The sequence below is a fragment of the Comamonas suwonensis genome (genome assembly GCF_012844455.2).
Lineage (GTDB): Bacteria > Pseudomonadota > Gammaproteobacteria > Burkholderiales > Burkholderiaceae_C > Comamonas > Comamonas suwonensis.
In genome coordinates this window covers 19,341-42,860 of the sequence record NZ_JABBCQ020000009.1, presented here as the reverse complement: position 1 = coordinate 42,860, position 23,520 = coordinate 19,341, and the positions used below count along the sequence as shown (strand labels likewise).

Below are 23,520 nucleotides of genomic sequence, written 5' to 3'. Positions count from 1 at the left end.
GCTGTAAACTGGCATTGGACTTTTGATGGATGCTTGCAATTACCCGATTATCCGGGTTTCGAATCATCCTTGAGGTTTACCGGTAAAAAATGTCTACAAAAACCAAGCCAGCCTCTTTACCGTCAGGCAGCACAATAGGCGGTTATCGGGTGGTGCGCAGGATTTCCTCGGGGGGGTTCGGGATTGTTTACTTGGCTCTGGATGCAGATGGCCAGCAAGTAGCAATCAAGGAATACCTGCCAGCCTCGCTCGCCACGCGTGCCGTCAATGAGCTTCAGCCGGTTGTGGCACCAGAAAAGTTGTCCCTGTATCGCCTCGGGCTCAAGAGCTTTTTTGAGGAGGGGCGCTCACTGGCCCAAATTTCGCATGCCTCCGTGGTGAGCGTGCTGAATTTTTTCCGCGAAAACGAAACCGTCTACATGGTGATGAATTATCTGGAAGGGGCCACTCTTCAGGAATTCATTGTCACGGCGCGCGAGCTCAAAGCCGACAAGGTGTTCAGAGAGTCGACCATTCGCTCTTTGTTTGATGAAGTGCTGCGCGGCTTGCGCATCGTGCACCAGCACAAAATGCTGCATCTTGACATCAAGCCCGCGAATATCTTCATCACCAATGACGACAAGGCTGTGATGATCGACTTTGGTGCAGCGCGTGAAGTGCTATCCAAAGAAGGAAACTTCATTCGCCCCATGTACACGCCCGGCTTTGCCGCCCCCGAGATGTACCGCCGCGATTCGCAACTGGGCCCGTGGACAGACATCTACGCCATCGGTGCCTGTATTTACGCGTGCATGCAGGGCATTCCCCCCAATGAAGCACCGCAGCGCCAGGACAAAGACCGTCTGGCTCTGGCCCTGAACAAACTGCGTGGCGTGTACTCGGACAATCTGATTGAGGTGGTGGAGTGGTGCATGGCCATGGACCCACTCTCGCGTCCTCAGTCGGTGTTTGCGTTGCAAAAAGAGCTGAGCCGCGAGGGCGAGCGCCGCTACACCAAGCTCAGCGTGCAAGAGCGTATGCGCATGCAGTTTGACAACATGGTGCACGACGCCAAGAAGAATTTGCAGAAGATTGGGAGCTCCGATCGCGGAGCGGGGGCAGACAACAGCAATCGCAAACCATGAAATTTTCCGTATTCCAGCTCAGTCGCCGCGGGGGCCGTGCACTCAATGAAGATCGCATGGGCTACTGCTATACGCGAGAGGCGGCTTTGTTTGTGCTGGCTGACGGCATGGGGGGGCACCCGGATGGCGAGATTGCTGCGCAGATTGCGCTGCAGGTGGTTTCGCTGCACTTTCAGCAAAAAGCCAAGCCTTTGCTGGCCGACCCCAGGCTTTTTCTGGAAGAGGCTTTGCTGCTGGCCCATCGGCAGATTCTGCGTTATGCCGGTGCCAAGGGCATGATGGATACGCCGCGCACCACGCTGGTCGCCGCTGTGCTGCAAGAAGGCCGGATCACCTGGATTCATTGCGGTGATTCGCGCCTGTATTGGGCGCGCGATGGGCAGCTGGTCGAGCGCACGCGCGACCATTCCTATAGCGAGATGCGCAAGGTCTCGGGTGTGCTCACGCCGGCTAATCGAAATGTGTTGTTCACCTGTCTGGGCTCGCCTTCCAAGCCTATTTTTGATGTGAGCGAGACCAAGCGGCTGGAAGAGGGCGATCAGGTCATGCTGTGCTCTGACGGGCTCTGGAGCAGTCTTTCCAATTCGGAAATTCTCCAGCTCATGCATGGCAAGGCAGTAGCACACTTTGTGCCCATGCTGGTCGATACAGCGCTCAAGCGTGCTGGCGACAGTAGTGACAATGTCACCGTGCTGGCACTGGTATGGGAAACGCCCAATAATTTCGAGCCGTCCTCTATTTCCACGCTGGAGATGGAAGACCAGGGCTTCGAGTCCACGATACAGGCCGGGCCGATCGAAGAGAGCGAGGATGAGCTGGACGACGAGGCCATCGAGCGATCGATTGCCGAAATCAACGAAGCCATACGCCGCTCGGCAGAGCGCCAAAAAGCCAAGACCTGAATGGGCAACCCGCAGTGCCGGGCTTTGGCTTACTACTGAATCAATAGCTGATTGCGCAAGCGCCACAAGCGTTTGTCTGGATTTTTATCATGAAAATTGTGCTGGCATCCAACAACCGCGGCAAGCTCGTCGAGTTGCAGGCCATGTTCGCCCCGCTGGGCGTAGAGCTGATTAGCCAAGGTGATCTTTTCGAGGGCGAAGCCCCCGAGCCCTATGGCACGTTTGTTGAAAACGCGCTGTCCAAGGCCCGCTTTGCGGCCGAAAAGACCGGTCTGCCTGCCATTGCGGACGATGCAGGCATGTGCGTTGATCATTTCGGCGGCCTGCCCGGTGTGGATACGGCGTATTACTGTACCCAGTTCGGCTACGAAAAAAGCGATGACAACAATGTGCGCGCGCTGCTGGAGCAGATGCAGGGCGTGGACAACCGGCGTGCGGCCATGGTCAGCACCTTGGTGGGCGTGCGCAATCCCAAAGATCCCGAACCTCTGATCGCCGTGGGCCGCGTGCAAGCGCTGCTCACCACCGAGCGTCGCGGCAGCAACGGTTTTGGCTTTGACCCGGTGCTGCTCATTCCCGAGCTTGGCATGACCTTTGCCGAGATGACCCCCGAAGTCAAGCACGCGCACAGCCACCGTGGACGTTCTTCGCAAAAGATGCTGGCGATGGTCAGGGAGTGCTGGCTGTAACCAGCTTTTTCCCCTGAAGGGCTGTACCACTGCCCCTCTCTTGCTTTGCTGGAAGGGGACGATGCCCCCGCTGCGGGGCGGCCCCTGCTTGATATCTCAGGTTGGGGGCTGTGCTAGTTTTTGCCGCATCGGTTCTGACGAGATTTTTCCCATGATTCCAATCCAGCCACAGTCTTCCGAGACTGCCGAAGCCGCAGTTCAGCACGATATTCAGCATTACATGCGCCCAGGCACGTTGCAGCTGGGCAGCCTGCCGCCGCTGTCGCTGTATGTGCACCTGCCCTGGTGTCTGAAAAAATGTCCTTACTGCGACTTCAACTCACATGGCTGGAGCAAGAGCGATGCGCTGCCGGAAGATCGCTATATCGATGCCCTGATGGCCGACCTGGAAAGCGCGCTGCCGCTGATCTGGGGGCGCACGGTACACAGTGTCTTCATGGGCGGCGGCACGCCCAGTCTGTTTTCGCCGGAGTCCATCGATAAGCTGATCGCCGGTCTGCGTGCCCGTCTGCGCATGGAGCCGGACTGCGAAATCACCATGGAAGCCAACCCCGGCACGTTTGAGAAAGACCGCTTCAAGGCTTTCCGTGCGGCGGGCGTGAACCGCCTGTCGATTGGCGTGCAGAGCTTTGATGACCGGTTTTTGCAGGCTGTGGGCCGTGTGCATGATGCTGCGCAGGCCAAGGCGGCCGTGCGCGAGGCTGCGGACAATTTCGAGACTTTCAATATCGACCTGATGTATGCGCTGCCCGGCCAGTCCAAGACGGATCTGCAGCGCGATGTGGATATGGCGCTCTCGTTTGCGCCGCCGCATCTGTCGATTTATCACCTGACCATTGAGCCCAATACCTACTTCGCCAAGTACCCGCCGGTGATTCCTGAGGACGATACGGCTTACGAAATGCTGGACCTGATTACGGCCAGCACCATTACGGCGGGTATGAGTCGCTATGAGGTCTCGGCCTATGCCAAGACCGGCCATCAGTGCTTTCACAACAGCAATTACTGGCAGTTTGGCGACTACCTGGGGATTGGTGCGGGCGCACACAGCAAGCTGAGCTTTGCGCACCGCATTGTTCGGCAGGTGCGATTTCGTGATCCGAATCGCTTTATGGATATGGCGCTGGCCGGCACGCCGCTGGCACAGGACCATGAGGTCAAGCGTGCCGATCTGCCGTTTGAGTACATGCTCAATGCGCTGCGTTTGCGCGGCGGCTTTGCGCTGCAGGAGTACATGGAGCGCACGGGCCTGCCCATGTCATCCATTGCCAAGGGGCTGGATGCGGCACAGGCCAAGGGTTTGATTACCCGCGACATGGGGCGTGTGGTGCCCACCGAGCGCGGATTTGACTTCCTGAACGACTTACAGGAAATGTTCCTGTAAAAGGCCTGTGGCCATATTTAGCCGCAGCGCAGGGCGATGATCTTGCCCGCGTCATTGGTGATCACGTTGAGGCGCTCCTCGTTGTATTCCATGGTGGCGGGCTGGTTCTCGCGCAGCACGCGCAGCTGATAAGAGCCGGACTTCTGGCGAATGTTCTCCAGCGTCGATGCCACGGTGTTGTGACCGATAAACATCTGCACCGGCTGCGCATTGCAGACCTGCAACTGGCGCGCGGGCTGGGCCGGTGCAGAAGGCACCGTGCCGTTGCTGGCGCAGCCTGCGATCAGCAAAGCAAGAGTGCCGGTGGCCAGACCGATAAGGATGCGATGGGATGCGTGCATGGTGAATGTGTGACGAGTCATGCCCACACCATAGCGCACTAGCTGGCGAATTCGGCATCAGTCGGTTGGCGAATATGCAAGCGGGTGAAACGAAACAGTGCGCAAGACTCATCGCTGCATGCGCTTTTTTATCAAGCGCCAGAGGCTGATTTGGCGCTATGTCGTAGCCGGTGTTGATTACGGCTTGGCGGTCTTGTCTGCGGGCTGAAAAACCGTGGCGTCGATATTGGCGGCCTGCAACTTGCGGAGGGCCCTTTCAGCGCGCTTGCGGCTTTCAAACGGGCCGCTGCGCAGGCGGGTGACTTCGCCCTTGTTGCTAGTCATTTTTTGCGCCAGCGCAGGTAGTTTGGACTTATGCAGCTGGGCCAGCACCTTGTCGGCATTGGCGGCTTCTGAATACACGCCCACATTCAGATAGAACTTGCCGGGAATCAGATCGGTTGCCGTTGTGTTTGTGTTTGCTGGCGTGGGCGCCGCATCCGCTTTCTGAGGCTTGGCGGGCGCTGCTTTGGCACTGTTTTCGGGAGCCTCAGCTTTTGCGCTCGCTGGCGTTGCAGCGTCAACAGGCGCAGCGATTGCGGCGGGCACAGGGGCGGTGACGGGCTCTGAAACGGATTCAGCGGGCTGAGCGGGCGCACCGGGCTCAATCACTGGCGCAGTGACCGAAGCAACGACAGAAGATACAGCAGGCGCCGCAACAGGCTGAACCACAGGTTGTTCAGCAATCGCAGGTGGCGTGTTGCGAGATGGCAGCAAAGCCAGGCTGGCCCCGGCAATGGCCGCCACTGGTAGTGCCAGCACCAGCAGGGCGGCAACCTTGTTCTGGGCCGGGCTGGCCTGCGCTTGCAGCTCCGCATGGGCTTGTGCCATGTTTGGCGCGGCAGTAATCGCCTGCAGGGTTTCGGCCTTGATCTTGCGCCAGTACCAGCCATTGGCCAGCAGCCCTGGCACGGCCATGGCCACCAGCCAGAGCGCTGCACCCACGCCCAGCGCCATGGCGTGTGGCAGTGCAGGGCGCAGACCCATCCACCAGATCAGCGCGACGACGGTGACGGCTGCAAGGTACTTGGCGGCTTCAAGCCACAGGCCGCGCAGACAACACCAAGCCAGGGTGAAAAAGGCGGCCGCCATATTCCAGCTGGGAAGGCTGCGGTCCAGCGCATCAAAGCGCTTGAACTGTGCGAGGTAATAGGCCTGCGCGCGCGGGCCTATGCGGCTGGCGTAGAGCTGGGGCAGAAGGCCCGCATCCTCCTCAGGCATCTCTGTGCTTTGCAGGCTGTTTTGCAAGGAGTAGGCGGCTGCCGCAAACGCACCGGCGATGGAGGCGGGGAGTGGGCTCGCTGGGTTCGTAGAGCCAGGGCCGGTGCCAGAGTGAGGCGTCTGTCTGAGCACAGGCTCTTGCCGCTGTGGTTTGGCGGCGGGGGCGAGCGCGGGCGTTTGGGTGTCCGAAGCGGAAGGCATGACCCTGATTGTGTCATGACGTTATGAATGGCTTGATAGCGCATTCCCAGCAAAAAACCGGCACAAGGCCGGTTCTTTGGGAGATAGCTTGATGCGCCATCAAGCCTTGTGCGCTGGCAGTACAGTGGCGCGCACTTCACCAAAGCCGATGCGGGCCGCACCGGGCTTTTCGCACCAGCCAGTGAAGACGATGGCATCGCCGTCGAGCAAAAAGGTGCGACTTTCACCGTTGCTCAGGCTCAGTGGGGTCTTGCCGCCTTCGGTAATTTCCAGCAGTGCACCAGCTTGGTCGATGGTGGGGCCAGACAGCGTGCCCGTGCCCAGCAGGTCACCGGGTTGCAGGTCGCAGCCGTTGACGGTGTGGTGAGCAACCAGCTGTGCCATGGTCCAGTAGGCGTGGCGGTAGCTGGTCTGGGTGATTTGTTCGGCTTGCTTGCCCTCGGCACGCATCTTCTCGGTCTGGATGGCGACGGTGAGCTGCACATCCAGCGCACCGTGCTGCGAGTTGGCTTCAGAGCTGAGGTAGGACAGGGGCTGTGGATCGTCGGTTGGGCGGGTGAAGGCGGTGCGGTAGGGCACCAGCGCTTCCAGGGTCACGATCCAGGGCGAGATGCTGGTGGCGAAATTCTTGGACAGAAAGGGCCCCAGCGGCTGGTATTCCCAGGCCTGCACATCGCGGGCCGACCAGTCGTTGAGCAGGCACAGGCCAAAGATGTGGTTTTCGGCATCGTCCATGCCGATGGCATTGCCCCAGGCATTGGCCGAGCCTGCGTAAATGCCCATCTCCAGCTCGTAGTCCAGGCGATTGCAGGGCTTGAGCACGGGGTTCACATCAGGGGCCTTGATCTGGCCGTTGGGGCGCTTGAAGTCCACGCCCGAGACGCGGATGCTGGAGGCCCGGCCGTGGTAGCCGATGGGCACCCACTTGTAGTTCTCCATCAACGGGTTAGTGGGGCGGAACAGCTTGCCCACGTTGGTGGCGTGATGGACGGAGGTGTAGAAGTCCGTGTAATCGCCGATCTGCGCGGGCACGGCATATTCCACATCGGCCTGTGGCACGAGGCAGCCCTTGAGCGCTGCTTCTTCGGCGGCACCGGCACGCAGTGCGCGCGATAACGCCAGACGCAGGGCCGACCAATGCGTGTGGGTCATGCCCATCAGCGTGTTGAGCTGGCTTTGCGCTGCCGCTTCGACCTGGAGCTGAACCTCGCTGCTCAGAATTTTGGCGTTGCGTACTGCGGCCATATCCAGCACCTGATCGCCAATGGCAACACCGCCGCGGAAGTCTTCGCTGTTGCTCTTGCGGCGAAAGACTGCAAAAGGCAGGTTCTGAATGGGAAAGTCGCTCTTGCCGGTGTTGGCGCTGACCACCCAGCTTTGCAGGCCTGCGTCGTGTGTTTCGTTCAACGTCATCGTGTCTCCTTAATTTTTAATGAAATGGGCTTGTTGTGCTTATTTGATAAGCACTGTTAGCTATTAATTTGATAGTTTGATGCTCAAGCGGCGGTAAAGCCCCCATCCATATTCCACTGCGCACCGCGCACCTGGGCTGCGTTTTCGCTGGCCAGAAAACTGGTCAGCGCCGCGATTTGTTCGACGGTCACAAAGGCTTGCGATGGTTGCTTGGCCCCCAGCAATCGGGCACGGGCAGCGGACTCGTCCAGTCCCTCGCGCAGCGCCAGTGCATCGATCTGGGCCTGCACCAGCGGCGTCAGCACCCAGCCGGGGCAAATGGCGTTGCAGGTCACAGGTGTGGTGGCCAGCTCCAGTGCCACGGCCTTGGTCAGACCCAGCAGTCCATGCTTGCTGGCCACATAAGCAGGCTTGTTGGCCACGCCGACCAGTGCGCTGACGGACGCCATATTGATGATGCGCCCCCAGCCGCGTGCCAGCATGGCGGGCGCGCAGGCCTGAATGGTGTGGAAGGGCGCGGACAGGTTCACGGCCAGCATGGCATTCCACTTCTCTGGTGGAAACTGCAGCACCGATTGCACATGCTGGATACCGGCGTTGTTGACCATAATGTCTATCTCGCCCAGCTCGGCCGCAATGCGGCGTGCCAGCGGGGAAATGGCCTCGCCATCGGCCAGGTCCAGCGCGTAGTAACGCGCGGCCACGCCCATGGCGTGCAACTCGGCCAGCTGTGCCTCGGTGGTGGCGGATGCGGCTTTGCTGCCGTGCAGGGCGATGGCGGCGCCTTCGCTGGCCAGCTGCCTTGCAATGGCCCAGCCAATGCCGCTGGTGGAACCTGTGATCCATGCCACGCGGCCGGATTGGGGTTGGCGCGAGGCGGCGATCATTTGAGCAAGTCCATTTCCATGTGCACGTACTGGCTGATAAAGCGCACCTTGGCCCAGTAGACGATAAGTCCCTGTGGGTTACAGGCCCAGCGCAGTGCCTGCATTAGCGGCGCCCCCAGCGGCACGCCAAGATGTTCGGCAATCAGTTCGTCGGCAGGGACCACGCTCAGGTACTGGCGGGCCGTGGCGATCTGGCCGGAGTCATTGCCCAGCGCCTGCGCCAGCGTCGCGCGTTCCAGCTGCTCCTGCAACTTTGGGTAAAGCTCTTGTTCCAGATACAGCTCTGACAGGCAAAACCGCGCATCGTCATGGCTGTGTACGCGCAAAAAGTGCACATAGGCCGGGGCCAGGGTGCCGGGCAGCGGAAAGCCAGAGGGAATGGGCGGCACGCAGTCATTGGCCGTGTGCAGCGTGATTTGTTGAATCTGTTCACCAAAGGCCACCAGCTCTTGCCAGCTAGTGGGCAGCAAGAAAGAGGGCGGCTTGTAGGGCTGGCCCATCACCTTGGTGCCGCCGCGCTTGCGGGTCTCCAGCAGGCCTTCATCGACCAGTGCATGCACAGCCATGCGCACTGTGGTGCGAGAGACGCGGTGCAGGGCTTCGAGTTCCTCGACGGTGGGAATGCTTTGCCCTACCGGCCATTCGCCCGTCGCGATCTTGTTGCGAAATAACCGGGCCAGCTGCAAATGCAGCTTGTCGCGGGTCTGAGAGGTGGTGGGCACGGGAGTCATGGGCAGGGCTCTATCGGAATCAGTGTAGCAAATAAAGTATCTGAATAAATACTTTATTATGGAAAAGGACGAAGACGAGAAAGACTCGCTTATTAGGCCGTCACTAAACACGCCAAGAGTTCACAAATGTCACCATTTTTGTCACTCAAATGACTTTTAAACTCACGGTTTTGATAGCGGACAGTGCCTGTGACCATTGGTTGCACGGCACTTTCACAAGGGCAAGTCTTGCCCGGGAGTTGATGGTTTCATGCAGCAGCAGTACGAGTGGCAGTTTTTCCGCGCCGGCGATGTGGACCAGGTGGTCATACGCACCGGCCAGGACATTGCCCACATTGGTGAGTTAGACAAGAAGCTGTGGGTGGCGCTGGCCTGTCCCACACGCGGAATTGAATTTGATAGCGCAACGCTGGATTTGATTGATGAAAGCAAGGATGGGCGCATCCGCCCGCCCGAGTTGGTCGCAGCCTGTGAATGGGCCGTGGCGCGTGTGCGAGACCCACAAGTGCTGGCCGATGGCGGTGATGTGCTGCAGCTGGTCAGCATCAACGACGCCACGGAAAACGGCGCGCTTTTGCTGGCTGAGGCCCGGCGCGTACTGGAGCTGGCGGGCGAGCCGCAGGCCCAAGCCATCACGCTGGCTCAGGTGCAAGAGCGCCTGGCTTCTCTGCAAGCGCTGCGCTTTAACGGCGATGGCGTGGTCAGCGCGGCAACGGCTGAGGACGACGAAGCGTTGGCTGGCTTGATCGCCCGCATTCAGGAGCTGTATGGCGCGGTCGATGGTCACGACGGTGTGCCCGGCATTGACCGCCCCAGGGCAGAAGCTTTCTGGGCCGATGTGCAAAGCCTGCAAGACTGGTTTGGCAAGGCTGCCGAACTGGGCTGCCACTTGCAGCCCCGTGCGCTGGCGCTGGCTGCCGCCGAGGCGGTGAATGCCGTGCAGGCCAAGGTCGATGACTTTTTTGCCAGAACCCGGTTGGTGGAGTTTGATGCAAACGCCAAGGCACCGTTGAACCCGACTGAAGAGGGCTATGCGGCTTTAGGTGCGCAGGTGCTGAGCAACGCCTCTGAAGCGCTGGCTGCATTGCCGCTGGCAGCGGTCACCGGCGAGCGCAACTTGCCGCTGGTGCATGGCGTCAATCCCGCATGGGCTGCGGCACTGCAAACCCTGCACGAGCAGGCCATTCAGCCGGTCTTTGGCGATGCCTTGATGGTGCTGACCGAAGAGCAATGGGATCAGCTCAAAGCCATGCTGGCGCATTGCCAGCACTGGCTGGCCGAGTGCCCTGCCACGCCGCTGGGCGCCTTGAGCGAAGTCGAGGTTCAAGAGTTGCTGGGCAGCGGTCTGCAAGATGCGCTGACGCAGTTGCTCGACCATGACGACGCTGAAAAAGAGCACAGCCTGCAAGCCAGAGCGCTGGAAAAGCTGATTCGCCTGCAGCGCGATCTGTTGTCGCTGCTCAATAACTTTGTCTCCTTCTCCAGCTTTTATCGGCGCGAAGGCGCGGCCTTTCAGGCCGGTACGCTGTTCCTGGATGGCCGCAGCTGCGACTTGACGGTGGAAGTAGCCGATGCTGCAGCTCACTCGGTGCTGGCGGCCATGGCCAAAACCTATCTGGCTTATTGCGAATGCAAGCGCGAAGGCCAGAAAAAAATCATCGTCGCGGCGTTTACGGCCGGTGACGTGGACTTTCTGTTCGTGGGCCGCAACGGGGTGTTCTATGACCGCGCGGGCAATGACTGGGATGCCACCATCATCAAGCTCATCGACAACCCGACCAGCATTGGTCAGGCCTTCTCATCGCCGTACAAGAAGTTTGTACGCATGATCGAGGAGCAGGTGGCCAAGCACGCGGCTGCCAAGAACGATGTGGTGAATGCCAGCCTCAGCGACAACGCTAACAAGCTGGTGACTGGGCCCAAGGATCTGGCTCCTGCACCGGCCGCAGCCAGCGCGCCGCGCAAGACGGATGTGGGCACCGTGGCCGCCATTGGGGTGGCTCTGGGCTCATTGAGCGCGGTGATGGTGGGTATCTTTGGCAAGTTCATCGAGCTGGGCCCGTGGATTCCGGTCGCCATTCTGGGCATTGTGCTGGCCATCTCCGGCCCCAGCATGTTGATCGCCTGGCTCAAGCTGCGTCAGCGCAGTCTGGGCCCGATTCTGGATGCCAGCGGCTGGGCAATCAATGGCCGCATGAACATCAACCTGGGCCTTGGCCGTAGCCTGTCGCAAACAGCCAAGGTGCCTAGCAATGCCAAGCGCAGCTACGCCGACCCGTATGCGGATAAGCATGGGGTGCGTAACACCTTGTGTGTGCTGGGTCTGGTTGTGGTGGCCATGCTGCTGGCCTGGCGCATGCACTGGGTCGATGCTGTACTGCCCGTCAGCTGGCAGCATGCCCCGACGGCATCAGCTCAGGCGGCTGCTCAAGAAAAAAGCTAGCGCCTTGTGCGGAGTCGGCGGCCAACCGCTGGCTCCGTTTTAGCACTGAGTGCTGAGACTTTGAACCTTGCCAACGCAGGTCTGCTGCGCTCGGATTGGCCGAAGCCGCGGCTTTATGACGCAGCGCTAGGTGCGGGCAGCACCTTGTTGGGGTTGAGCAGGTTTTTCGGGTCCAGTGCCTGCTTGATCTGCCACATCAATTCCAGCTCCACGGGGGTCTTGCACAGCAGCAGGTCGTCGCGCTTGGCCACGCCTATGCCATGCTCGGCCGAGATGGAACCATTTTTCTGGTGGGCAAGCCCATCGACCGCGCGCGATACCGGTGCGTAATGCTCGGACAGGAACTGCGCAGCAGGCGCACTCTTGGGACGCAAGGGATTGAAGTGCACATTGCCATCGCCCATGTGGCCGTAGATCACCATGCGTGCATCGGGAGCCATCTCCATCACCTGCGCCGACGCTTGTTGGATGAAGTCCGCCACTTTGGACAAGGGAATGGAGATATCGCATTTGATGCTGCCGCCCTCGCGGGTCTGGGCATCCGAGATTTCCTCGCGCAGCTGCCAAAAGGCCTGGGCATCGGCGAGGCTGGCAGCGATGGAGGCGTCGGTGATCAGGTCTGCAGCCATGCCTTCTTCGAGGATGCGCATCAGGGTTGCGTCCAGCGTCTGGGCATCGCCACCCGAGCTCAGCTCGATCAATACCATCCAGTCATGCGCGTCGGGCAAGGGGGCGCTCCACTGCGGCATGGACTCCAGCACCAGGGTCAGTGCCGGACCTGAAATCAACTCAAAAGCGGTAACGGCCTGACCGGCGATGCGCTTGGCCTCGGTCAGCAGCTGGACGGCCGCATGCGGGTCTTTCACGGCGACCCATGCCACGGCCGTGGCGCTGGGCAAGGGCATCAGCTTGAGCACGGCGGCAGTGATGATGCCCAGCGTGCCTTCGGAGCCTATGAATAGCTGCTTGAGGTCGTAGCCTGTGTTGTCCTTGCGCAGGCCGCGCAGCGAGGAGTAGATGCGTCCATCGGGCAGCACGGCCTCGATGCCCAGGGTCAGGTCGCGCATATTGCCGTAGCGCAGCACGGCCGTACCGCCGGCATTGGTCGACAGATTGCCGCCGATCTGGCAGGAACCTTCTGAGCCTATGCGCAGCGGGAACAGGCGGCCGGCGTCTTCGGCTGCAGCACGCGCGGCCTGCAGCGTGACACCCGCCTGCAGCGTCATGGTGTCGTTGACGCTATCGATTTCCTGCACCTGATTCATGCGGCGCAGATTGAGTACCACGGCATCGCCCACATCGTCGGGCACTGCTCCGCCCATGAGTGAGGTGTTGCCACCCTGAGGTACTACGGGGATCTGGTGGCGGGAACACAGCGCCAGCACGTCGCTGACCTGCTGCGTCGTGGCCGGCAGCACCACGGCTAATGCCTTGCCGTGGTAGAGCTTGCGGTAGTCCGTGGTGAAGGGCTGCATGTCGGCCGAGGCATCGAGGCAGGCCTTTTCGCCGACGATGGCGCGCAGGCCTTCGAGGAGTTGCGTGGGGGATATTGGGGAAGCTTCGGTCATGTTCAGTAGGCTCCGCGAGCCTCGGCAGAAACGGCTGGGGTGGTCGGTGTTCCCAGAAAATCGGCAGCCAGTCGGCGAGCGGCATTGGCGTAGAGCAGCACATCGACACCGACAGCGACAAAGGTGCAGCCGAGTTCGAGATAGCGCTTGGCCAGCGTGGCGTCAGAAGTCAGTGTGCCAGCGGCCTTGCCGGAGGCCTTGATGGTGCGCATTGCGGCTTCGATGGCAGCCTGCACTTCGGGGTGACCGGGGCGTCCGCGATAGCCCATGGAGGCGGCCAGGTCGGCCGGGCCGATGAAAACGCCGTCCACACCGTCGACCGCACAGATCGCTTCCAGATTGGCCAGCGCCGTCACCGTCTCTACCTGTACCAGCAGGCAGACTTCCTCGTCGGCGATATCGAGATAGTCGCTGCGCGCACTCCATTGCGAGGCGCGCCCCACCGCGCTGCCCACACCGCGAATGCCCAGCGGCGGATAGCGGGTTGCGGATACCAGGCGCTGGGCTTGCTCTGGGGTATCGACCATGGGTACCAGTAAGTTCTTGGCGCCAATGTCCAGCAATTGCTTGATCAGCGCCGTGTCTCCGTGGAGCAGTCGCACCACGGGCTGGGTCTTGTGAGCCGCCACGGACTGCAGCGCGGCCAGGGTGGAGCGAAAGTCATTGGGTGCGTGTTCGCCGTCTATCAGCAGCCAGTCGAAACCCGTGCTGGCGCTGACTTCGGCCATGTAGGGGTCGGCCATGGAAAGCCACAGGCCGACCTGCGGCTGTTGCGCGGCCAGTGCGGCCTTGAAGGGGTTGTTTGCGGGCATGTGATTGCTTGGTGGAGGTGAAGGTCGGGCGAAAAAGCGCCTCAGGCGACCCGGTGGAGGGCGGGCAGGGCGGTGTGGGCTAGATGGTCCACGATGTTCTGTGCCGTCAGGGTGGCGACTTGCAGGCCGGCATCGCGCGTCACGCCCGCCACATGAGGGGTGAGCAATACCTGGGGCAGTGCTGTCAGCGGGTGGCCAGCGGACAGAGGTTCGGTATCGAAGGTGTCCAGGCCGGCACCGCCGAGCTGGCCGCTGCGCAATGCATCGATGAGCGCGGCCTCGTCCACGACGGGGCCGCGCGCGGTGTTGATGAGCAGGCTGCCGCGTGGCAACATGGCCAGCTCGCGTGCGCCGATCAGGCCCCGGCTGCGCTCGGTCAGCGGGCAGTGCAGACTCAGGATGTCGAGTTGGGGCAGCAGGCGGTGCAGTTCGGACTCGGTCGCAAAGTCGTCGGCTTGGCCCTGGGGCCGCCGCACCAGCACCCTGGCACCCAGGGCGCTGGCCAGTTGCGCGGTCGCGCGGCCTATGCTGCCATAGCCGACGATGCCCACCGTGGCGCCGCGGAAGTCGCGGCCTTGCCAGGTGCTGCCAGCCCATTCGCCGGCCCGCACCATGCGGTCCAGCTGCGGCAGCTGGCGCGTGAGTGCCAGCATCAGGGCCACGGCATGCTCGGCCACAGCTCCGGCATTGGCGCCGGGAGCCACGGCCACGGCAATGCCGCGTGCGCGCGCCGCCTCCAGGTCCACGCTGTCCACGCCGGCGCCGTTCTTGGCCACGATGCGCAGTGCCGGAGATGCTTTCAGCACACGGTCGGTGATGGGGGCCGAGCCGCGCAGCACAATAGCTTGCGCGCCGGTCTCGCTCAGGCGCGCAGTCAGTGCATCTTCGGTGAGACTGCCGGGCAGAAAATGTAACTGGCCGCCGGCCTGTTCGATGATGCGTTGCGCAGGCTCGGCCCAGTGTGACGCGGTGACTAGAACGTGGAAGTGTGGGGACATGGGTGCGAAGCTCAGTCGATGCGGATGCCCGCCGATTGGATCACCTTGCCGTAGCGGCTCCACTCGTCGGTTGTGAATTTGGCCAGCTCCTGGGACGAGCCGGACCGGGTGCGCACGCCGAGCAGGGCGAATTTCTCCTGCACCTCGGGTTGCTTGAGCACCTGGGTGAGTGAGGTATTCAGGCGCGCCAGCACTTCCTTGCTGGTCTTGGCCGGGGCGTACAGCGCATACCAAGCGTTGACCTCGAAGCCCGGATAGCCGGCCTCGGCGAAAGTGGGCACGTTCATCAGCTCGGGCAGGCGCGATGCAGAGGCTACGGCCAGGGCGCGCACCTTGCCACTCTTGAGCAGCGGCGAGGCGCTGGTCAAGGTGTCCAGAATCATGTCCAGCCGCCCGCCCATCAGGTCCATGGTGTGGGCGTTGCCGCCCTTGTAGGGCACATGGTTGATCTGCAACTGGGCGCGCTGCTTGAACAGTTCGGCGGCCAGGTGCAAGGGTGATCCGTTGCCGGAAGAGCCGTAGTTGAGCTGACCCGGCTGCTTGCGCGCCGCTTCCACCAGGGTTTTCAGATCGGTGTAGGGCGAGTCCTGCGCGACGACCAGGACCATTGGCACCACGCCTATCATGCCGATGGGCGCGAAGTCGGCCACCGCGTCATAGCCGGGGCGGGCGTACAGGTGGGGGCTGACCGCATGGCTGGCCAGTGAGCCCAGCACCAGGGTGTAGCCGTCGGCCTGCGCCTTGGCTGCTGTCGCTGTGCCGATGGTCGTGCCTGCGCCGGGCCGGTTGTCTATGACCACGGGCTGCTTGAGGTCCTCGCCCATCTTCAGGCCGATGAGGCGCGCCACCGCATCGTTGGCGCCTCCGGCGGGGTAGGGCACGAGCAGTGTGACCGGTTTTGTGGGGTAGGCGCTTTCGGCATGGGCCAGCGGCGCGCCCAGCGGGCAGGCCAGGACTGCGGCGCACAGCAGCAGGCCACGGCGGCTGAAGCGAGAAGGGGTGGAAGAATTCATGGTGCTTGTCTCCTTTTGTGATTGCTCTAATGGCATGGGGCGGTGCCCCTGTTGCGCAGAGCCCCGCTCCATGCTGCGGGCCCTGCGTTGGATCTCTTGCTTTGCTGTGGTTTGGGCTTCCTCGTTGCGTTCAGGTACGGGCCGCAGGCCGCATCGCTGCGGCCTGCGGCTTTAGGCATCCAGCCCGCCTTGGCAGACGTATTTGGTGTGCAGGTAGTCGTCCAGACCGTGCACCGATCCCTCGCGGCCGTAGCCCGAATCCTTCACGCCGCCAAACGGTGCGGCCTCGGCGGCCAGTGCGCCTTCGTTGATGCCGACAATGCCTGTTTCCAGTGCATCGGCCAGGCGCCAGATACGGCGTGTGTCGTTGGAGTAGAAATAGGCCGCGAGCCCGAATGGCGTGTCGTTGGCCTGGGCGATGACTTCGGCCTCGTCGGAAAAACGTGTCAGCGGAGCGACCGGACCGAAAGTCTCTTCGCAGGCGCAGGCCATGCTGGCGTCAGCACCTGCCAGCACCGTGGGTGCAAAGTAGTTGGCACCCAGTGCAGGCAAGCGCATGCCGCCGGTCAGCACGACAGCCCCACGCGCTACAGCGTCTTGCACGTGGCGTTCGATCTTCTCAACGGCGCGCGCATTGATCATCGGGCCGATCTGCGATGCCGGATCGCTGGCAGGGCCGACCTGCAGTGCGGCCACACGGGCCACCAGCAGTGCGGCAAAGCGATCGTGCACGGCCTCGTGCACGAACACGCGGTTGGGGCAGACGCAGGTCTGGCCGCCGTTGCGGAATTTGGCGGCCATCAGGCCTTCGACGGCGGCTTCAAGGTCGGCATCTTCGAACACGATGAAGGGCGCATTCCCGCCAAGCTCCAAAGAGAGCTTCTTGAGCGTGTCGGCCGAGCGGCGAGCCAGGTGCTTGCCTACCGGCGTAGAGCCAGTGAAGGTGATTTTTCGCACCCGTGCGTCGTCAAGCCAGACGTCAACTACTTCAGGTGTGTGTTCGCGCGATGCTGTCACGATGTTCAGCACTCCGGGTGGCACGCCGGCCTCTTGCGCCAGGGCGATTAGCGCCAACGAGGTCAACGGCGTGTCTTCGGCGGGCTTGCAGACCACGGTGCAGCCCGCAGCGAGCGCCGGCGCAATCTTGCGCGCAATCATGGCTGCGGGAAAATTCCAGGGCGTGATGGCCGCGACCACGCCCACCGGTTCTCTGAGGGCGAACATGCGTCGCCCCGGAGCCGGTGCCGGAATCACTTCGCCATTGGCGCGCGTGGCTTCCTCGGCAAACCACTCGATGTAGCTGGCCGCATAACTGACTTCGCCACGTCCTTCGGCCAGGGGCTTGCCCTGCTCGCGTGAGATCAGTCGTCCCAGGTCTTCCTGGTGCGCGAGCACCAGATCGTTCCAGCGCTTGAGAATCTGAGCGCGTTGTTTGGCGGGTGTCTTGCGCCATGCAGGAAAGGCGGCATGGGCGGCATCAACGGCGCTGCGTGCGGTTGCGGCGTCGGCATCGGGGATGGAGGCAATCACGGTGCCGGTAGCCGGATCGGTGACGTCGAAACTGGGTCCGACTTCAGGACGCTGCCATTGGCCTGCGATGAAGTGGGTGCTGCGTTGCAGGTCGGGGCGCGAAAGAGTCAAAGGCATGGCGTGGGGAAATTTAAAAATGTGGGGAGGGCGAACAATCAACTCACGATGCCCAGGTGCCAGGGCACGAACTCGTGGTCTCCCAGACCCAGCAGCTCGCTCTTGGTCGGTTCGCCAGAGGCATGCCAGAGAATCTGTTCGAAAATGCGCTGGCCCAGCTCGGGCACGGATAGCTCGCCATCGATCACCACGCCGCAGTTGATGTCCATGTCTTCTTCAAGGCGGCGGAACATCGGCGTGTTGCTCGCCAGCTTGATGGTCGGCGCGGGCTTGCTGCCAAACATGGAGCCGCGCCCGGTGGTAAAGCAGATCAGCTGGGCACCGCTGGCAATTTGGCCTGTTGCCGCCACGGGGTCGTAGCCGGGTGAGTCCATGAAGACAAAGCCTGACTCGACGATGGGTTCGGCATACTGGTACACGGCGCGCAGCGGCGTGGTGCCGCCCTTCATGGCCGAGCCCAGCGATTTCTCGAAAATATTGGCCAGACCACCGGCCTGGTTGCCATGGCCGACCACGCCGTTGAACTGCGCGTTCTGGCCCGCCGCATAGCGCTCCCACCAGGCCAGGCGATCCAGTAGCTTTTGACCGACTTCCGGGGTGGCCGCGCGGCGCGTGAGCATGAACTCCACGCCATGGATCTCGGGCGTCTCGGACAGGATGGCGGTGCCGCCGTGGCGCACCAGCAAGTCCATTGCTGCGCCGAGCGCGGGATTGGCGGTAATGCCGGAGAAGCCGTCGGAACCGCCGCATTCGAGGCCGATTTTCAGGTGCTCAGCGCTGACTTTGGTGCGCCGTGCGGCGTTGGCTTCGGGCAGCATCTCTTCGATGGCGCGAATGCCGGCCTCTATGGTCTGGCGCGTACCACCGACTTCCTGCATCACCAGCGTGCGCAGCAGACGCCCGGACTCCAGACTCTGGGAGTCGAGCAGCGCATCAACCTGGTTGCGCTCACAGCCCAGACCCACGATGAGCACACCGGCCAGATTCGGGTGGCGTGCATAGCCAGCCAGTGTGCGGCGCAGCAGGTCGAAATGCTCGCTGGGCGATGACATGCCGCAGCCGCTGGACTGGGCAAAGGCAGCCACGCCATCCACGTTGGGGAACGCCGCCAGGCGTTCGGGCGTGAAGTGTGCGGCAATGCGCTTGATCACCGTGGCAGAGCAGTTCACCGACGACAGAATGCCGATGAAGTTACGCGTGCCCACACCGCCGCCGGGCCGCTCGAAGCCCATGAAGGTCGCGCGCTGCGCTTCGGGCACAAAATCCACAGCACGCACGTCTTGGCAAAAGCCTGGGTCGCGGTAACTGTCCACCAGGGAGAGGTTGTGACTGTGCACATAGTCGCCGGCTTGCAGGTCGCGCGCGGCCACGCCGATCATCGTGTCGTACTTCAACACGCTCTCGCCAGCCGCAATGGCCCGCGCTGCGATCTTGTGGCCGGCGGGAATCTGCGCCCTGGCGCGCACGCCGAATTCGGCGATCACCTCGCCCAGGGCAATGGCGGTCTTGGCAACCAGTACGTTGTCGTTCGGGTGCAGACGAAGCAGGGAGCTGTGGTTCATGAGAAAAGTAGAAAAGCGGCAAGCGGACGGGACAGGCAATGGCGGGGGTTAGCCCTTGGCCATCAGCTCCTTGAGATTGAGCTTGCGGATCAGATCGGTCTCTTGCTGGTAGACGGCCTGTATGTATTTACGGTAATCAGGGCCGTCCTGGTACATGACCGGCGCATCGATGCTCTCGGCCACCTTGCGAAACTCCTCGCTGTTGATGGCATTGCGGAAGGCATCACGCAGGCGCTTTTCGACGGCGGCGGGCAAGCCTTTGGGGGCACCGATGCCGTTGGGTGCCTCCACCACCACGTCAAAACCCAGCTCCTTGAGCGTGGGAGTGTCCTTGAAGCGTGGCGTGCGTGCCTCGCCCCAGGTGGCCAGCAGGCGCATCTTGCCGGCTTCTACGTGCGGTGCCCAGGAGGAGCTGTCGGCCAGCAGGTCGACCTGTCCGCCCAGCACGTCCTGCAAGGCTGCAGAGCCGCCTTTGTAGGCGATAGAGTTGAATTTCACGCCCGCTGCTTGTGCGAACTGCTCCATGCCCACATGGGTAGCGCTGCCGATACCTGCGTGCGCATAGGTGATGACGCCGGGCTGGGCCTTGGCTTTGGCGACCACGTCGCGCAAAGACTTGAACGGAGAGTTCGCGGGCACGGCAATGCCAAAGGTCTGGCCCGAGGTCCGTGCCAGATAGGTGAAGTCCTTCAACGGATCAAGTTGTACCGTGCCCAGCTGGGAAAAGCGGGTTACTGAAATCGGAATCTGACCGATGGTGTAGCCGTCGGGACGCGCCGAAGACAGGGTCTTGGAGCCGATCATGCCGGAGGCACCGGCACGGTTTTCCAGCGCAATCGGTTGGCCGAGCTCGCGGGCCGCGATCTGGCAAATGACGCGCATGGAGCGATCGGCGGTGCCGCCGGCCGGCCAGGGGCAGATGAAGGTGATGGGACGCTCGGGGTACTCGGCGGCGAACACGCGTGCCGGTATCGTGGTCAAGGCTGCGGTGCCGAGGCTGCCAAGCACGAGCTGGCGCCTGGTCATGGGGCGGGAGGGATTCATCGTTGTCTCCGAATCATTGTTTTAGGGTCTGCCCGCGGATTATTCTGAAGATAATGATTGCAATCTAATGACATAGCGGACTCGCTTCATAGCTTTTAGGTTATGAAGCTGCAGATCCTGCAAACACCCCATGAGCCAGATAGATCGCGTTCTGAGATCCAACTTGAAGCTGCGCCACCTGCAATTGCTGGTGGCGCTGGACGAGTTTCGCCACCTGGGACGGGTGTCGGAGTTCCTGTCGATCACTCAGCCTGCGGTGTCCAAGATGCTGGTGGAGATCGAGAAGATGTTCGACCTGCAACTGTTCCTCCGCTCCACACGCGGCACCGAGCCCACCTCTCATGGAGTCACCGTGGTGCGCTTTGCCCGCTCGGTGCTTGCCGATTACCAGCGCACGCGCGATGAAATTACGGCGCAGGCTAGCGGCGGCGTGGGCAGGACCAGCGTGGGTGCGATGGTGGTCGCTTTGCCCAGCCTGCTGATGCCGGCCATTTTGCAGCTCAAGCAGCACTCTCCTCTGACGACGGTCATGGTGGAGGAGGGCGACCTCACGCGGCTGCTGCCCAGGCTGCGTGTGGGAGAGCTGGACTTGATCGTAGGCCGGCTGGAGCCCGGTTATGCATCGCCGGATCTGGAAACCGAGTCTCTGTACCCCGAGACCATGTGCATTGTGGTGAGTCCCGAGCATCCGTTGGCCAAGACGCCGCAGCCGGACTGGACGCTGCTGGCGCAGCTGCCCTGGGTGGTGCCACCGCCATGGGCTTCATCGCGCTCGAAGCTGGCTCAGATGTTCTACAAGCACCAGCTGGTGCCGCCGGCGGACATCATAGAAACCTCGTCTTTTCTGGTCACGCTGTCGAGCATGCAGCAGCGGCCAGCGATTGGCTTTCTGGCCCGCAGCGTTGCCGAGCATTTCGAGCGCCAAGGCTTGCTGTGCATCCTGAATCTCAAGCTGCCGATCGAGCTGCCGCATGTGGGCATCATCACGTTGCGAGGGCGAGCGAAAACGCCGGCCAGCCAGCTGTTGGTGGACAGCTTGCGTGAGACGGCTGCGCTTGGAGTGGATGCCTGAATGCTATTAAAAAATGAGCTTTTAGCGCTTGAATATAATCAATCTCAGCTAATTTATTAGCTGAGATCTATATAAGTAAAGCGCTATTCGCTTCCTTTTTTGATTCCCTGTGGGTCTGAGTCAAGCGCGTTGCGCCGGGATGGACGATAGCAAGGGCATGCCGGTGCGCCGCGTGAACTCTTCATAGCTGATGGGCGCGCTCATGCGGGTGTCGGCGCTGTTCGCCTGCCAGTAGACCCAGCTCTTATAGGTGCTGGCGTCATAGACCAGCTTGAAGATGTAGTCGGGTACCGCTACTTTGCCCGGACCGATCACCGCGGCATTCTTGGTGAAGACAGGGCCGGTGAAAACATAGACATCGCCCTTGGCGCGCAGCGCATATTTGCGCGTGGCTTGCTCCACCTGACTCCAAGCGCCAGCGTTGTGAATCTGATTTTGCGGAACCATATTCGCCAGACTAAAGCTTTGCGCCATGGCCTCGGGCGTGCTCATGTCCGCGGCCGGTGCCATGTGGCCGCGCGAGTAGCCCGAGTGCTTGTAGTCGTCCAGCTCTGAGCGCTCAGCCCGGGGGAGGCGGGCATCGGCATAGAACTTGTCGGCGCGCTTCAAGCCCTGGCCTTGCTCCAGCAGGCGTCGGTTCAGCCGCTGGGCGACAAAGACCGGTGTCTTGGTCGAGCCGTTGTGCAGCACGGCGAAGCTGCTGAAGCACAGCTCACGTTCATGTGGGTGAAGCTGTAGAGTTGGTGCCTTGCCGCCGGGAAAGAACTGCGAGCAGTTGGCGAAGCGCGTGGGCTGGCCAGAAGCCGTGACGTCGACCTTGTCAACCTTGCCGCCCACGGAGCTGGTGTGGCCTGCAGGGGCATCGAGATCGGGCCAGCCGTTTTTGCGAAAGGCGCTGAGCGTCTCATTCAGAGCGCTCAGGGCAGGGATGTTCAGTGCCTGAATATGCAGTGCGGCCAGCGCCTGATTGAGCAGCTTGTCAGCCGATGAGGCCGGGTCGAAGCTGCAACTGGCAATCTGAAAGCTGGCAAGCGCCGAGGCTCCGGCAGACAGCACAAAGCGCTTGATGCGGAAGATGCCGAAGGCAGCAGCTCTGGAAGCAAGGCTGCGCTTGCGCGCAGGCGATTTCTTTTTCTTGGCGGTCGTCATTCAGGCGGCAATGGTACGCCGGATGCGTGCTCCAAAAAGCATAGTGCGGCCCGCAGGCCGCACTTTATGTTGTGATGTCCGAAAGGACTTGTTTCCTGGTGCTTGTCAGGGCTGTTGCGCCGCGCTTGCCGGGCTGACGATTTCTGGAATTGCACAATGTGTGCTGGCTTCGTTCATGACAATGTCCTGCTCGTGTTTGGCCACTTCTACCGACATGGCTTGGGGCAGCGGCACTGCATTTTTCACGGCCAGAATTTCGGCCATCACGCTCACCGCAATCTCGGCCGGAGTTTTGCTGCCGATATAAAGGCCGATAGGCCCGCGCAACTTGGCCAGTGATTCTTCGGTCTCGCCAAAGTGCTCCATCATGCGTTCGCGGCGCGCATGGTTGTTGCGGCGCGAGCCGATGGCTCCCACGTAAAAGGCGGCGCTTTGCACGGCTTCGAGCAGGGCCAGATCGTCCAGTTTGGGGTCGTGCGTCAGAGCCACAATGCAGCTGCGTGCATCGGGCTTGAAGGCGGTGACGGCATCGTCGGGCATGTCCATCACCTTGCTGACTTGCGGCACAGACCAGCTGCCTATGTATTCCTCGCGCGGGTCGCAGACGGTGACGGTGAAACCATTGAACAGCGCCATCGTGGCCAGATATTCGGCCAACGCGCCCGCGCCAATCAGCAGCATGCGGTAGCCGGGGCCAAGGTGGTTGGTAAGCGTGTGGCCGTCAAACTCCAGCGCATCAGGCTGCTCGGCCAGCTGCAGGCTGGCTTCGCCGGTGGCGCAGTTCACGCTACGTTTCACCAGCGATCCGGCTTCAAGCTGGATCACCAGCTCTTGCAGACTGGCGGCGTCGGGGTTGAACTCCAGCAGCAGCTCTAGCGTGCCGCCGCAGGGCAGGCCAAAGCGGTGGGCTTCATCGGCGCTGACGCCGTAGCGCACCAGTTGCGGTGGAACATCCGGAATGCCTTGGTTCTGGTTCAGCGAATGGGTGTGGCGCGCAATCAAATCGTCTTCAATGCAGCCGCCAGAGACCGAGCCAATGGCGCGGCCGTCTTCACGCAAGGCCATCATGGAGCCAACGGGACGGGGTGATGAGCCCCAGGTGCGCACGACAGTGGCCAGCAAGGCGCGCTGTCCGGCGCTGCGCCAGTCGCGTAAGGCCTTCAGGACCAGGACGTCGATATTGTCCATTGCTTGCTTTCTTTATTTAGCTGGCAACTGCCGAATCAGTCATGTGCCGCTGTCGGCGTAAAAAGGCCTTCCATGGCCATTGTGAAGGACAG

At 61.7% G+C, this 23,520-nt stretch carries 20 protein-coding genes; 6 read left to right on the top strand and 14 right to left on the bottom strand.

The window, feature by feature from the left end; translation table 11 throughout:
• Nucleotides 1-89 precede the first annotated feature (89 nt).
• From HF327_RS11535 to hemW, 4 genes are all read left to right on the top strand, one after another.
• Entirely contained in the window at nt 90-1,124 is a 1,035-nt protein-coding gene (locus HF327_RS11535) for a serine/threonine protein kinase (protein WP_099735956.1), read from the top strand.
• Nucleotides 1,121-2,026 (top strand): PP2C family protein-serine/threonine phosphatase, encoded by a 906-nt coding sequence (locus tag HF327_RS11530; protein ID WP_169108372.1) that lies wholly within the window; start codon nt 1,121-1,123, stop codon nt 2,024-2,026. Before HF327_RS11535 ends, HF327_RS11530 begins: the two co-directional genes overlap by 4 nt.
• Nucleotides 2,027-2,115: 89 nt before the next feature.
• Nucleotides 2,116-2,715 (top strand): non-canonical purine NTP pyrophosphatase, encoded by a 600-nt coding sequence (locus tag HF327_RS11525; protein WP_099735958.1) that lies wholly within the window; start codon nt 2,116-2,118, stop codon nt 2,713-2,715.
• A gap of 151 nt (nt 2,716-2,866) precedes the next feature.
• Nucleotides 2,867-4,099, top strand: a complete 1,233-nt coding sequence (hemW, locus tag HF327_RS11520; RefSeq protein WP_169108371.1) for a radical SAM family heme chaperone HemW — start codon at nt 2,867-2,869, stop codon at nt 4,097-4,099.
• A gap of 17 nt (nt 4,100-4,116) precedes the next feature.
• Here hemW and HF327_RS11515 read toward each other — a convergent pair whose 3' ends face one another.
• From HF327_RS11515 to HF327_RS11495, 5 genes are all read right to left on the bottom strand, one after another.
• Nucleotides 4,117-4,461, bottom strand: coding sequence for an I78 family peptidase inhibitor (locus tag HF327_RS11515; protein WP_169108370.1), 345 nt, complete (start codon nt 4,459-4,461; stop codon nt 4,117-4,119).
• A 156-nt stretch (nt 4,462-4,617) separates the two neighbouring features.
• Complete coding sequence (locus HF327_RS11510; RefSeq protein WP_169108369.1) at nt 4,618-5,901, bottom strand: SPOR domain-containing protein; 1,284 nt, start codon at nt 5,899-5,901, stop codon at nt 4,618-4,620.
• 99 nt (nt 5,902-6,000) lie between these two features.
• The gene (fahA, locus tag HF327_RS11505) at nt 6,001-7,314 is read right to left on the bottom strand and encodes a fumarylacetoacetase (RefSeq protein WP_169108368.1); all 1,314 of its coding nucleotides are present in this window, start codon (nt 7,312-7,314) and stop codon (nt 6,001-6,003) included.
• 83 nt (nt 7,315-7,397) lie between these two features.
• Nucleotides 7,398-8,201, bottom strand: coding sequence for a 3-hydroxybutyrate dehydrogenase (locus HF327_RS11500; RefSeq protein WP_169108367.1), 804 nt, complete (start codon nt 8,199-8,201; stop codon nt 7,398-7,400).
• On the bottom strand, nt 8,198-8,932 hold the full coding sequence (locus HF327_RS11495; protein ID WP_169108366.1) for a GntR family transcriptional regulator: 735 nt from the start codon (nt 8,930-8,932) through the stop codon (nt 8,198-8,200). The genes HF327_RS11500 and HF327_RS11495 overlap by 4 nt, the downstream gene beginning before the upstream one ends.
• A 250-nt stretch (nt 8,933-9,182) precedes the next feature.
• Here HF327_RS11495 and HF327_RS11490 point away from each other — a divergent pair, with 250 nt between their 5' ends.
• Nucleotides 9,183-11,375, top strand: a complete 2,193-nt coding sequence (locus tag HF327_RS11490; RefSeq protein WP_169108365.1) for a hypothetical protein — start codon at nt 9,183-9,185, stop codon at nt 11,373-11,375.
• Nucleotides 11,376-11,488: 113 nt separating this feature from the next.
• Here HF327_RS11490 and HF327_RS11485 read toward each other — a convergent pair whose 3' ends face one another.
• The 7 genes from HF327_RS11485 to HF327_RS11455 form a co-directional block, all read right to left on the bottom strand.
• A complete protein-coding gene (locus HF327_RS11485; protein ID WP_169108364.1) occupies nt 11,489-12,943 on the bottom strand; it encodes an FAD-binding oxidoreductase in 1,455 nt (484 codons plus the stop codon).
• Between the two features lie 2 nt (nt 12,944-12,945).
• Nucleotides 12,946-13,755 carry a 4-hydroxy-2-oxoheptanedioate aldolase gene (gene hpaI / locus HF327_RS11480; RefSeq protein ID WP_169108363.1) on the bottom strand — a complete coding sequence of 270 codons (810 nt, stop codon included), beginning with the start codon at nt 13,753-13,755 and terminating at the stop codon, nt 12,946-12,948.
• Nucleotides 13,756-13,796: 41 nt separating this feature from the next.
• Entirely contained in the window at nt 13,797-14,753 is a 957-nt protein-coding gene (locus HF327_RS11475) for a hydroxyacid dehydrogenase (RefSeq protein WP_169108362.1), read from the bottom strand.
• 11 nt (nt 14,754-14,764) lie between these two features.
• The gene (locus HF327_RS11470; RefSeq protein ID WP_169108361.1) at nt 14,765-15,766 is read right to left on the bottom strand and encodes a Bug family tripartite tricarboxylate transporter substrate binding protein; all 1,002 of its coding nucleotides are present in this window, start codon (nt 15,764-15,766) and stop codon (nt 14,765-14,767) included.
• A gap of 171 nt (nt 15,767-15,937) precedes the next feature.
• The gene (locus HF327_RS11465) at nt 15,938-17,413 is read right to left on the bottom strand and encodes an NAD-dependent succinate-semialdehyde dehydrogenase (RefSeq protein ID WP_169108360.1); all 1,476 of its coding nucleotides are present in this window, start codon (nt 17,411-17,413) and stop codon (nt 15,938-15,940) included.
• Nucleotides 17,414-17,451: 38 nt separating this feature from the next.
• Nucleotides 17,452-18,975: a UxaA family hydrolase gene (locus HF327_RS11460; protein WP_169108359.1), complete on the bottom strand. Its 1,524-nt coding sequence runs from the start codon at nt 18,973-18,975 to the stop codon at nt 17,452-17,454.
• A 48-nt stretch (nt 18,976-19,023) separates the two neighbouring features.
• On the bottom strand, nt 19,024-20,019 hold the full coding sequence (locus HF327_RS11455; protein WP_169108358.1) for a Bug family tripartite tricarboxylate transporter substrate binding protein: 996 nt from the start codon (nt 20,017-20,019) through the stop codon (nt 19,024-19,026).
• A gap of 130 nt (nt 20,020-20,149) precedes the next feature.
• Between HF327_RS11455 and HF327_RS11450 the strand changes: the two genes are divergently transcribed.
• Nucleotides 20,150-21,091: a LysR substrate-binding domain-containing protein gene (locus HF327_RS11450; RefSeq protein WP_169108357.1), complete on the top strand. Its 942-nt coding sequence runs from the start codon at nt 20,150-20,152 to the stop codon at nt 21,089-21,091.
• 120 nt (nt 21,092-21,211) lie between these two features.
• Here the strand turns inward: HF327_RS11450 and HF327_RS11445 are convergent, their stop codons facing one another.
• Both HF327_RS11445 and HF327_RS11440 read right to left on the bottom strand, forming a co-directional pair.
• Nucleotides 21,212-22,240 (bottom strand): DNA/RNA non-specific endonuclease, encoded by a 1,029-nt coding sequence (locus HF327_RS11445; RefSeq protein WP_169108356.1) that lies wholly within the window; start codon nt 22,238-22,240, stop codon nt 21,212-21,214.
• A gap of 105 nt (nt 22,241-22,345) precedes the next feature.
• Nucleotides 22,346-23,428, bottom strand: coding sequence for an XdhC family protein (locus HF327_RS11440; RefSeq protein WP_169108355.1), 1,083 nt, complete (start codon nt 23,426-23,428; stop codon nt 22,346-22,348).
• Between the last annotated feature and the right edge of the window lie 92 nt (nt 23,429-23,520).

What these genes read in the sequence shown, in the direction of transcription:
- HF327_RS11535 (WP_099735956.1), top strand. Translation starts at nt 90, where the DNA reads ATGTCTACAAAAACCAAGCCAGCCTCTTTACCGTCAGGCAGCACAATA.
- HF327_RS11530 (WP_169108372.1), top strand. Translation starts at nt 1,121, where the DNA reads ATGAAATTTTCCGTATTCCAGCTCAGTCGCCGCGGGGGCCGTGCACTC.
- HF327_RS11525 (WP_099735958.1), top strand. Translation starts at nt 2,116, where the DNA reads ATGAAAATTGTGCTGGCATCCAACAACCGCGGCAAGCTCGTCGAGTTG.
- hemW (WP_169108371.1), top strand. Translation starts at nt 2,867, where the DNA reads ATGATTCCAATCCAGCCACAGTCTTCCGAGACTGCCGAAGCCGCAGTT.
- HF327_RS11515 (WP_169108370.1), bottom strand. Translation starts at nt 4,461, where the DNA reads ATGACTCGTCACACATTCACCATGCACGCATCCCATCGCATCCTTATC.
- HF327_RS11510 (WP_169108369.1), bottom strand. Translation starts at nt 5,901, where the DNA reads ATGCCTTCCGCTTCGGACACCCAAACGCCCGCGCTCGCCCCCGCCGCC.
- fahA (WP_169108368.1), bottom strand. Translation starts at nt 7,314, where the DNA reads ATGACGTTGAACGAAACACACGACGCAGGCCTGCAAAGCTGGGTGGTC.
- HF327_RS11500 (WP_169108367.1), bottom strand. Translation starts at nt 8,201, where the DNA reads ATGATCGCCGCCTCGCGCCAACCCCAATCCGGCCGCGTGGCATGGATC.
- HF327_RS11495 (WP_169108366.1), bottom strand. Translation starts at nt 8,932, where the DNA reads ATGACTCCCGTGCCCACCACCTCTCAGACCCGCGACAAGCTGCATTTG.
- HF327_RS11490 (WP_169108365.1), top strand. Translation starts at nt 9,183, where the DNA reads ATGCAGCAGCAGTACGAGTGGCAGTTTTTCCGCGCCGGCGATGTGGAC.
- HF327_RS11485 (WP_169108364.1), bottom strand. Translation starts at nt 12,943, where the DNA reads ATGACCGAAGCTTCCCCAATATCCCCCACGCAACTCCTCGAAGGCCTG.
- hpaI (WP_169108363.1), bottom strand. Translation starts at nt 13,755, where the DNA reads ATGCCCGCAAACAACCCCTTCAAGGCCGCACTGGCCGCGCAACAGCCG.
- HF327_RS11475 (WP_169108362.1), bottom strand. Translation starts at nt 14,753, where the DNA reads ATGTCCCCACACTTCCACGTTCTAGTCACCGCGTCACACTGGGCCGAG.
- HF327_RS11470 (WP_169108361.1), bottom strand. Translation starts at nt 15,766, where the DNA reads ATGAATTCTTCCACCCCTTCTCGCTTCAGCCGCCGTGGCCTGCTGCTG.
- HF327_RS11465 (WP_169108360.1), bottom strand. Translation starts at nt 17,413, where the DNA reads ATGCCTTTGACTCTTTCGCGCCCCGACCTGCAACGCAGCACCCACTTC.
- HF327_RS11460 (WP_169108359.1), bottom strand. Translation starts at nt 18,975, where the DNA reads ATGAACCACAGCTCCCTGCTTCGTCTGCACCCGAACGACAACGTACTG.
- HF327_RS11455 (WP_169108358.1), bottom strand. Translation starts at nt 20,019, where the DNA reads ATGAATCCCTCCCGCCCCATGACCAGGCGCCAGCTCGTGCTTGGCAGC.
- HF327_RS11450 (WP_169108357.1), top strand. Translation starts at nt 20,150, where the DNA reads ATGAGCCAGATAGATCGCGTTCTGAGATCCAACTTGAAGCTGCGCCAC.
- HF327_RS11445 (WP_169108356.1), bottom strand. Translation starts at nt 22,240, where the DNA reads ATGACGACCGCCAAGAAAAAGAAATCGCCTGCGCGCAAGCGCAGCCTT.
- HF327_RS11440 (WP_169108355.1), bottom strand. Translation starts at nt 23,428, where the DNA reads ATGGACAATATCGACGTCCTGGTCCTGAAGGCCTTACGCGACTGGCGC.